The organism is uncultured Succinatimonas sp. (assembly GCF_905203285.1).
Lineage (GTDB): Bacteria > Pseudomonadota > Gammaproteobacteria > Enterobacterales > Succinivibrionaceae > Succinatimonas.
The window spans coordinates 1-8,501 of sequence record NZ_CAJKVK010000082.1; the positions used below are offsets into that span (position 1 = coordinate 1).

The 8,501-nt window shown below is 35.0% G+C and carries 5 protein-coding genes; 3 read left to right on the forward strand and 2 right to left on the reverse strand.

Translation table 11 applies throughout. The features are described 5' to 3' along the window. Positions 1–225: 225 nt before the first annotated feature. Positions 226–3,312: a DUF3427 domain-containing protein gene (locus QZ019_RS07995; protein WP_295483985.1), complete on the reverse strand. Its 3,087-nt coding sequence runs from the start codon at positions 3,310–3,312 to the stop codon at positions 226–228. Positions 3,313–4,165: 853 nt separating this feature from the next. After that, on the reverse strand, positions 4,166–5,056 hold the full coding sequence (locus QZ019_RS08000; protein ID WP_295483987.1) for a LysR family transcriptional regulator: 891 nt from the start codon (positions 5,054–5,056) through the stop codon (positions 4,166–4,168). A 153-nt stretch (positions 5,057–5,209) separates the two neighbouring features. Here QZ019_RS08000 and QZ019_RS08005 point away from each other — a divergent pair, with 153 nt between their 5' ends. The 3 genes from QZ019_RS08005 to QZ019_RS08015 all read left to right on the forward strand — a co-directional run bounded on the left by QZ019_RS08005 (position 5,210) and on the right by QZ019_RS08015 (position 8,357). Beyond that, on the forward strand, positions 5,210–6,238 hold the full coding sequence (locus QZ019_RS08005) for an alpha/beta hydrolase (protein WP_295483989.1): 1,029 nt from the start codon (positions 5,210–5,212) through the stop codon (positions 6,236–6,238). A gap of 77 nt (positions 6,239–6,315) precedes the next feature. Beyond that, on the forward strand, positions 6,316–7,530 hold the full coding sequence (locus tag QZ019_RS08010; RefSeq protein ID WP_295483990.1) for an MFS transporter: 1,215 nt from the start codon (positions 6,316–6,318) through the stop codon (positions 7,528–7,530). A gap of 185 nt (positions 7,531–7,715) precedes the next feature. Beyond that, positions 7,716–8,357: an endonuclease gene (locus QZ019_RS08015; protein ID WP_249084941.1), complete on the forward strand. Its 642-nt coding sequence runs from the start codon at positions 7,716–7,718 to the stop codon at positions 8,355–8,357. Positions 8,358–8,501: the final 144 nt, after the last annotated feature.

An 8,501-nucleotide genomic window follows, 5' to 3' on the forward strand; every position in this document is an offset into this window, starting at 1 on the left:
ATAAAAACGTTTAATATCAATAAGATAAATTATAAATACTTTTATAAATATTGAGTGGGAATAGTTAGTTTTTAACTTTTTTCATAAAAGGCCCTGATTTACATTTTAAAGGATGTAAGTCGGGGCTTAATTTTTGTTGCTTTCATAAAAAGAAATTCCAGACAGTGTCTGGAATATTTGAGAGGAAAGGCACTATCTAAAATTTCAAGGTTGTTTTCAAAAAGACTAATTGTATAGAATACTTTTACTTAAATATTTAGCAGGAATTTCATTTTGAAGTTTTAACTTAAAGTTGATTGGAGATTCTCCTTCATATGAGATAGGAGTTGCAAATCCAAGACAAGCATATGGAGCTAGAGTTTTATTCTTATTGTATTTTTTATCACGAACGAATAGCAACATATTGTTTTTAGAGTTGATTAAACGTTGTCCCTCTTTAGATTCTATTTTTACATTATTTGACGTTTGCCAGTGGAAGGTTTGGTTATCGATGGCATAGTCTTCATAAAGGGTGTTTTCGCTGTACTCATTAAGATTCTTATGTAATGTCACCATTAAGATGTTGATGTTATTTTTTTTGTCGTAAAAATGACCTTTGACCTGTGTAGTAGGGTTATCGTAGTCAAGAGCACTCAATAATTGATCTCTTGTATAAGTTCCGTAAAGATCAAGAGGGCTGTTAGTAGTAAGTGGTTTTAAAGGTACATCAATATTATTTTCTAAGACTACAATTAACTGTTGTAGTTCATCTTTGATGTTTTTACTAAACAAAAATCTCTTAAAGGCTTCAATATCTCCATTCTTTTCATCCCTGTAATAACTTATAAATAGCATTTTAAAAAATTGATTGGTGATATCAATTTGTTCTTCTAAAAGAGATTCTTTAATAAAAGATAAAAAACGCTGACTATTTATGTGACTTATCTTTTGGAAGAATTGAAAGCCTTGTTTTGAGTTGGTATAAAAATCTTCTTTGATGATTAATGCGTTAGTTAGCAATGAGCTAAAACTACGATTATTGTTGTATATATCACCTAAATCTAGTTGATAATACTCTATAAATTCTTGTAAAGAAGGAACTTTTTCAATCTGATCTCTAAGCTGCATTATTTTGGTTGTAAGATTTTTATTAGTATTTTGGGCAGATTTTATGTTGTCTAAAACGTTCTTCATGGCCTCTTTTTGAAGCTCAATAAAGCAATTTGGTGGTAGATTAATAAAACCGTCTTTAATTTCGTCTTGCAGGCTTTTCGTTCCTTTATTAAGAAGAGCTTGAAAACGCGAGCTGTAATTAAAATTGCGAGCTGCTTTTGCAATAAAGTCCAATACAACTAGATGATCTTTTCCAGGATATAAACGCAGTCCACGGCCTAATTGCTGCAAAAATATGGTTAAAGAATTTGTAGGGCGTAAAAAGAGGACAGTATTTACTTGGGGAATATCTACACCTTCATTGTAAAGATCGACTGTAAAGATGATAGAAATTTTTCCATCAATTAGCTCTTTTTGGGCATTGGCACGTTCTTGTGAACTGCTGCGCGAATTTAAGGCTAATGCTTTAACATCGCTATTTTGGTTAAAAAAGTTAGCCATGTATTGGGCATGCTTTATATTTACACAAAAACCTAAAGCTTTTGTTTTTTCGATATTATCAACATAATGTAAAAGTGTTTTTAATATATTGTCTGCTCTATAGAATGCGCTTTTAGAGTCGTCAACAAATACTTTTTCAAGTTGCTTTGTGTCATATTCGCCATTTTTCATGGCTATAGAGCTTAAATCAACAGTGTCGCTGATGCCAAAATAAGCAAATGGGCAGAGAAGACCTTTTTCTAGAGCTTGCGGTAACCTGATAGAAGCCGTTATTCCGTCATCAAAGTATTGGAAAATTTGGCGATCATCGTTTCTCTCTGGCGTAGCAGTAAGGCCAAGAAGAATTTTTGGCTTTAAATATTTAAATAAATCTTGATAACTTTCAGCGCCGCCATGATGTGCCTCGTCAACGATAATAAAATCATAAAAATTAGCGCCACCATTGACTGTACAAATGTTTCTTACATCTAAGGATTGGATGGTAATAAATAGATTCTCTCGTGAAATTGGTTTTTCACCCGAACAGCATATTTCTCCAAAATTTGGATTTCTTAAAATATATCTAAATGTTTGTAATGCCTGTTCAAGAATTTCTTTTCTATGCGCAACAAAAAGAAGACGCGAGGTCTGTTTGTTTTTATCTTGTTGTTGCTTAAAACGCAGGTAGTCAAATGCAGCAATAACCGTCTTTCCTGTTCCTGTCGCCGCAACTATTAGATTTTTATTGCGGTTATAAAGTGTTCTTTGGATAGCTAGCTTATCTAAAATTTCTTGCTGATAATCATATGGTTTGATATTAAAAAAAGTTGTATTTTGCGTATTTGTAATATTATTTTTTGGATTTTTTTCTTCCTGAAGAGCGTGTCTTAATTTTTCTATTTCTTCTACTTTTCCGCTAAACTCCTCAAAATCTGGAGAATTTAAGAAAAAATCAAAAGAATTTAGGACTTTTTGATATAAAAAGAAGTCGTAAAGTTCAGAAATCTTAATATTCCATTCAAGTCCGGAATTAAGCGCGGATCGTGATAGATTAGAAGAACCTACGTAAGCAGAACCGCAGCCGTTATTTCGTTTGAAGATAAAAGCTTTAGCATGCATGCGAACTTTTTTACTGTTGTAACATATTTTTATATGAGTATTTTTAAGCTTGGAAAACTCTTCTAATGCGCGTGATTCTGTTGCACCAATATACGTTGAAGTTAAGATTGTCAGATTTCCGCCTCTTTCTAAAAAGTCTTTAAGATCTCTTTCAATTTGCAGGAAACCGTAATATTTTATAAATGATATGAAAAAGCAGATATTATCGGCACTTCTAATCTCTGCTTTAATTTCATTGATAAAAGGGATTTCTCCATTTACGCCAGTAAAAATTTGATTGATGTTTAAGGGAAGGGTCGGTCTTGGATATGTTGGAATTAATTCATTTTTTCTTATTTCTTGTAAGATAGTGAGAGGATTGACAGGATCGCTAATGGTAGAAGATGGTAATTCCCTTACCGTTTGGTTAAGTATTTTGTATAGAGTTGGCAGTAGATTTTTATCATCTTCATGTTCATTAATATATGATCTTAAAATGTTTTTAATAAAATTAACAATTGATGAGATTCCCTCAGGATCTGCTTTAACAGATTTAGTTTCTTTGATTGTAATTTTTTCTTCTTTAATATCATTTTGATCTGCAATCGTCAGTAAACGATCGTAAATTCCGTTATGCAGCATTAAAAATCACCATTCAATTTAATCTGATAGTTATGCAGCATAAGAAAAAACGCTTTGAAGTTGAATAGATAAGTAAAAAATTTTTTAAGTCGGTCATGGCTTTTTATATGTTGTTCCCTTTATCTTTATTGTATTTTTTTATTTTGATAGAAGATTTATAGATGCTTTTTATGAACAATAATTTTTCTTTTAACTTATTAATATTAATAGATATTTACGCCTAGCTAGCTTTCCAATTACAACGTTTTGCGGTGTTTTGTTACAGTAAATTGTGGCATTTTGTTACAGTGTTTTGCGGTAAGACGAACCATATGAGTATGAAAAGCAAAAGAGACGGTTATTAAAGTTTTAAGCAGTACCTAAGATTTTGTCTATGATGTTTCGTTTTCTTGAAAATTTAAAGAAAACTCTAACTATATTTAACTGGCCGGTAACTTTCATAAAGAAAAGATCATTAATTAATTGTCTTCAAATGTTTTTCTATTTCATAAGGAGGCAACAGACACTGTCTGTTGTGTGGATCTTATTGATTTTTTTACTTAAAGTTTAAGCTCGGTCCCGTTTTTTGAAAAGCTTAACGGATATCATTTAATCTCTTTGATTTAACCTATCTAATAAATTAAGAAAAAACTATGCGTAATAAACCTGTTTTTGTCACTCTTTTTTCCATTATTTTGATCGTATATATTCTGTTTGGCGGTGACTCAGATGCTGTATCCTTTCTTTAAGCCTTAAATCCGTTTTAATTTTGAAAAAGAACTAAATATGCTCTTTTGCAAAGATTTTCTTTGCGGAAGACTTTATTTTTTCTGATAAATTTTAAATCAAAGATTTGCTTTTAAACTTACGGGGTTTACTCTTTATTTAAAACATTTCTTAGATGTTCAACAAGTTTTACCGCAGCTTTACTTGGTGTTCTTTGTTCTTTCCATACTAAAAAGCCCGAAGCTTCAAGTGCCGGTTTTAGCGGTATGAATTTCATTTGAGAATTTTGTTTTAAGTTCATGCAGTCTTTAAGACATACCATGTCGGCAAGATTTGCTTCGGCAAGCATATAAGCGTTTTGCGGCAAATTATAAGTACAAACTATATTAAGTTTTGATGTAGGGGCATTAAGCCAGGAGCGGAACTCCTCATTTTTAAGCGATTGAGTAGAGAACAGCAGCGGAATCCCTTTTAAATCACTGGGGGTAATATATTCTTTATCATATAAAGGGCTTTCAGGACGAGTGAGTACTCCCCAGGAATTTTTTAGCGGCAGCGTCAGATATGAGTACTCGTTAAGACCGATTTCACTTGCGGAAATGGCGACGCCAAAATCACAATTTTCGGTTTTCAGCAAATAACGCATGGTATCGTCGTTGCAGCTTACGATATTAAATTTAACTTTAGAATATTTTTGTTTAAATTCAGTAAGATTTTTGGCAAGAAAGTTTAAAACAGGCGATTCGCCCATGGCGATGCTGATAGTTCCGCTTATTTCATCATTTTTAGCAGTAATTTCTTCTTTGGTGTTATTGAAAAGTTCAAGAATCATTAATGCTCTGCGGTAGAAAAGTTCCCCTGCTTCGGTAAGAGTAATGTGCCTGCTGCCGCGTTCAAAGAGTTTTTTACCAAGCTCATCTTCAAGTTCTTTAAATTGGCGAGACAAAGTAGGCTGGGTAATGTGTAAAGCTTCAGCTGCAGCAGTGACGCTTTTAGTTTCAACGACGGCAACAAAATAGCGTAATACTCTGATATCCATAATTTTTTATCTATAAAAGTGAAATTATAAACAATGCTTTATAGGCATGAAAAAGCATAAAAATATAGTATTTGATTATAGATTAACACTAATTCATACTTAAATCACATAAAAAATTTAATTTATTCACAAAAGGTATAAATGGGGATTGATATGAAAAAAGTTTTTAAAGCTTTAGCCTTATGCTCGGCATTATCTTTGGCTTTGGGGGTCAGTGCTGCAGAAGGTCCTGACAACTTTTATAAAAGTGAGAGTGTTTCTTTACAAAAAGTGAGCTTTAATAATTTATATAAAATGAAAGTAGGCGGTAATCTTTACCTGCCCAAAGATTACAAAAAAGGGGTTAAATATCCGGCCGTTATTATCGGACATCCGATGGGTGCGGTTAAAGAGCAGGGCTCAAATCTTTATGCACAAAAGCTTGCAGAAAAAGGATTTGTTACTTTAGCTATTGATTTAAGTTTTTGGGGAGAGTCAGAAGGTCAGCCGCGTAATGCCGTATTGCCCGACGTTTATGCTGAGGATTTTTCAGCAGCTGTTGATTTTTTAGGCAGTTCAGATTTTGTTGATCGCGATAAAATCGGCGTTTTGGGTATTTGCGGTTCAGGATCTTTTGCAATTTCAGCAGCCAAGATTGATCCTCGTATTAAGGCCGTAGCTACCGCCAGCATGTACAATATGGGTAATGCAGTACGTCACGGACTTAACAATTCATTTACCAAAGAACAAAGAGATGCGCTTTTAGCTCAGGCCGCAGAGCAAAGATATGTTGAGTTTGCAGGCGGCAATCCTTTATATACTTCAGGAACACCGCATGAGATTAATGATAAGTCATCGGATATTGAAAAAGAATTTTACAATTTCTATCGCACTGAGCGCGGTGAATTCACTCCTGAAGGTGTAGATGAAAGTACTACCACCCATCCGACTTTAACTTCCCATGTTAAATTCATTAATTTCTATCCTTTTGAGGATATTGAGACAATTTCTCCGCGTCCGATGCTTTTTATAACCGGTGACAGCGCCCATTCAAGGGAATTTAGCGAGGATGCTTATAAGAGAGCGGGAGAGCCTAAAGAACTTTATATCGTTAAAGGGGCAAATCACGTTGATTTGTATGACGATACCTCGAAGATCCCGTTTGATAAGATAGCCGATTTCTTTAACACGGCTTTTAATTAATTTTTGATTTTCTCTAATTAGGAAAAACAAGGTCGGAGCGATCCGGCTTTTTCGTGTTTTAAATATAAAGGGTAAAAATGCAGGCAATCATTAAAAGTTCACCGCAAAACGCGCTAAGTCCGGTACTCATTACCTTGTGTTTGGGAGTAACCTGTCTTATAGCTTCTGAATTCATTCCGGTAAGCCTATTATCAATCATCGCTGAAGATCTTGAGATTTCAAAAGGAACGGCAGGCCAAACCGTAACTGCCGTAGGCATAGTTTCGTTTTTTTCAAGTTTGTTTTTATCTTCACTTTTTAAAAATCAGGATCGCAGAACTTTATTGCTTTTATTGTTGGCAATTTTAGTCGTATCTAATTTGATTATTGCCTTTGCTTTTAATGTGTTCAGTTTGTTTTTAGGGCGGGCTCTCTTGGGAATCAGTGTCGGCGGTTTCTGGTCTTTATCCAACGCTTTGGTTCAAAGACTTATCGTACCCGGGAAATTGGCTCAAGGGTTCAGCACGATGCTTTCAGGGGTTTCGATAGCGACGATTATCGCGTTGCCGTGCGCCAGCTGTTTGTCGCTTTATATATCTTGGCGGACTATTTTTATTTTAGTGGCAATCGTAAGTGCGTTTACTTTTATTGCTTTGTTTTTGACTTTGCCTTCATTACTGCCAAAGCAAAGTACGGGAATAAAGGTGATAAAGGAACTGATTTCGACCAAGATAGTATTTTTCGGCCTTTTAGGTACGTTTTTAAGTTATATGGGGTATCACGTAATTTTTACTTATATAAGACTCTTCTTTGAAGAAAAACTGCATTTTACGGATGAGTTTTTAACTTTTGCCATGCTGCTTTACGCAGGCTTAAATATTGCAGGAACAATTGCCGCAGGAAAATTATTTTCTCACGCCTTTAAGCGCTTTTTCCGACTGCTGCCGGTATTTATGATTTTGTGCGTCATATTAATGTTGGTTCTAAATAATTCTTTGTTTATGGCTTTGCCTTTATTTGCCTTTGCTTTCGGCTTCGGACTTATTCCGGTTGCCTGGTCTTTGTGGGCTATTTACGTAATTCCTGACAAGACGGAAAGCGCAGGAGGACTGTCGGTTGCTGTAATTCAGCTTGCAGTCGCTTTCGCTGCTTTAATCGGCGGCAGAGTATATGATTGGTTTAATCTTGACTACGTTTTGTATATTGCGCTTGCAATTGAAGCAGTACTGTTTTGGGTAACCGGCAAGAGTTTAAGTATGAAAATTAAATCTGTAACACAGGAAAATCTCAAGGCAAGTGAATCATTAAGTTAAATTTTAGTAAAATTTACAGATAGCTGTATCAGCCATGATTTTTTGCAGATAAGAAAGTCATGGTATCCTTTTTGCTTAATCGTTTTAATTTTTATTGTTGTTTAGAAGTGCGCTTAAATTTTTTAATTTCTTTATGTTCATTATCGCTTGGTTGTTTTGCCGTGTTCGGCGGAACAGTTCAGGCTATGGATTCTTTTAATGCGGCAAAAAAAATTTTGCCGTCAATCTATAAGCAGTTAGAAGATCCTAAAACTGTATACTGCGGATGCGATCTTAATATTGAGCGCAATCGCTTTATTGTTGATCTTAAGTCTTGCGGATATACCGTGCGTAAGCAGCCCAAACGTGCGGCACGCGTTGAGGTTGAGCATATTATGCCCGCTTGGGAGTTTGGGCATCAATTAAAATGTTGGCAGCAAGGCGGAAGGAAAAATTGCTCTAAAAGCAGTAAAGAATTTAAAGCAATGGAAGGAGATCTGCACAACCTTTTTCCTTCGGTAGGTGAGGTTAACGGTGATCGCTCTAATTACCGCTTTCAATTGTGGAATGGTAAGCCTTATCAATACGGTAAGTGCGAGATGTTGGTCGATTTTAAAGGACGGCGTGCTCAGCCGCCTGAAAGATCGCGCGGCTTAATTGCCAGAGCTTACCTTTATATGGTTTCGCATTATGAAGGATTGACTCTTGCAAGACAGCAAAGACAATTGTTTGAAGCGTGGAATAAAATGTATCCTCCAAGTGAGAATGAATGTCTGCGCAATGAATTGATTAAAAAACGGCAAGGAAACGATAATCCTTTTGTAACAGAAAAATGTAAGAGCAAATAATTACTTTCTTTATCAAAAAAAGATCAGCGGCTAAAACCGTCCTTTAGGGCGGAGATCATCGTGAGAAGCCGCTCAGGTTTTAATCCGGCGTTTTCTGCTGCTCAATATATTGCCGAATAATAGACAATATCGGAGCACCTGTGC